Consider the following 1,649-nt stretch of genomic DNA (forward strand, 5'->3'; position numbering starts at 1 on the left):
CCCTCAGTTTCCAAACATTAACTATCAAAGAGCATAATTACATTTGTAAAAGCAAACATTCATAGATAACTCCTTAGTTTTTAAAGATCTAGTTTCAAGCTAGATCTTTAAAGATAATTCAATCTATAAATACAACCCTATAATATATTTTTATCGTTTTTATTTACTTTAAGAATTCTTATATAAAACTATGCTATAATACAAGCCATAGTTTTAATTTTAATAAGGAGAATTCTCATGAAACTAGTTAAACTTAGTTTAGTAGCAGCATTAGCTGCAGGTGCTTTTTCAGCAGCTAACGCTGTTTCACTTGAAGAAGCTATAAAAGATGTTGATGTATCAGGAATGTTCAGATATAGATTTGAATCTGATAGAAGAGATATTGGCAATACAATTGTAGATGGTTACAACAGCTCTAAAGAAAACAAGCATAAATTTAAATCTCAATTAAATTTCAAAGCAGCTTTAGATGATAACTTCAAAGCTTTTGTTCAATTCCAATATAGTACAAGTGAACTTGGTTTTAATAGCCCAAATGCTAAAGCTGAAACTGATACTGATAGTACTTTTGCAGTTCAACAAGCTTACTTAGAATATACTAATGAAGCTTACGCTACAAATGTAATCTTTGGTAAAATGGAAGTTGGTTCTATTTGGACTGATGATGCAGTAGGAACAGGAGCTAAAATTCTTAATAATTCTATCGAAGGTTTAACTTTTGCTGGTTATTGGTTTGATAGCTTCAATGTTACAAGCGATGGAGATTTTACAGATTTAGGTATTGCTGATACTTCTTTATATGGTGCTGCTGTATTAGGTGATTTTGATCCATTTGCTTTCCAAGTATGGGCTGCTTATTCAAACAATTGGGCATTTTTATATGCAGTAGATGCTAGCTATAAATTTGCATTCAACGATGCTAACTTCAAAATCCAAGCTCAATACTTAGGAAATAGCTTGGATAGTGATAAAGAAAAATTAGGTCTAGATAATAGCAATTTCTACGCTGCTCAATTACAAGGACAAATTTCTGCTTTTGATTTCCAAGCAGGTATCGTTGGTTATGGTGAAAAAGACAAAGCTAGCTTAGTAGTTTTAGAAGATAAAGGTAGAGTAATCGCTCCAGGTGAGCAAATTTTCTATTCTACTGGTAGTGATTTAAGAGGTAGTATAGGTGAAAACTTCTTCTATTTTGCAGGTTTAGGTTATACTTTTGCTGAAACTGTTAGAGTAGGATTTGATTATATCGGTGGTAAATCTGAACAAGTTGGCCATGATATAGATAAAAATGAATATATTGCAAGAGTATCTTACGCATATAGTCCAAAACTTACATTTAGCGGCTTCTATTCTTACTTAACTGAAGATTATAACACCAATGGTGTTCATGATAGCGATGATCAATTCATCAGACTTGAAGCTCTATACAAATTCTAATTATAAAAGCTAAGCCAAAAGGCTTAGCTTACTATATCTAAAATTATCTCTTCTTTTAATCCTTGTATTTTAATTTCTTTTATTTTTAAATCATTAGGTAGATTTTCAAGCAAAGCTTCTTTATTATGTATATTTTTACTTGCCAATACTCTTAGCATTTTACCCCTATAAGCTTTAGCAAAATGACTTAAAGTTTTGGAATTTTTTAAAAA

1 protein-coding gene and 1 pseudogene are annotated in these 1,649 nt (G+C 30.7%); one reads left to right on the forward strand and one right to left on the reverse strand.

Annotated features, from left to right (window positions below):
* Nucleotides 1-237: 237 nt before the first annotated feature.
* Nucleotides 238-1,437: a major outer membrane protein gene (locus tag L8X33_RS08530; RefSeq protein ID WP_220566610.1), complete on the forward strand. Its 1,200-nt coding sequence runs from the start codon at nt 238-240 to the stop codon at nt 1,435-1,437.
* A gap of 23 nt (nt 1,438-1,460) precedes the next feature.
* Here the strand turns inward: L8X33_RS08530 and L8X33_RS08535 are convergent.
* Nucleotides 1,461-1,649 (reverse strand): annotated as a pseudogene (locus L8X33_RS08535) (peroxide stress protein YaaA); the annotation flags it as partial.

Source organism: Campylobacter sp. CNRCH_2014_2849 (assembly GCF_025772845.1).
GTDB lineage: Bacteria > Campylobacterota > Campylobacteria > Campylobacterales > Campylobacteraceae > Campylobacter_D > Campylobacter_D lari_D.

Coding starts and splice junctions, on each gene's coding strand:
- L8X33_RS08530 (WP_220566610.1), top strand. CDS start 238: ATGAAACTAGTTAAACTTAGTTTAGTAGCAGCATTAGCTGCAGGTGCT.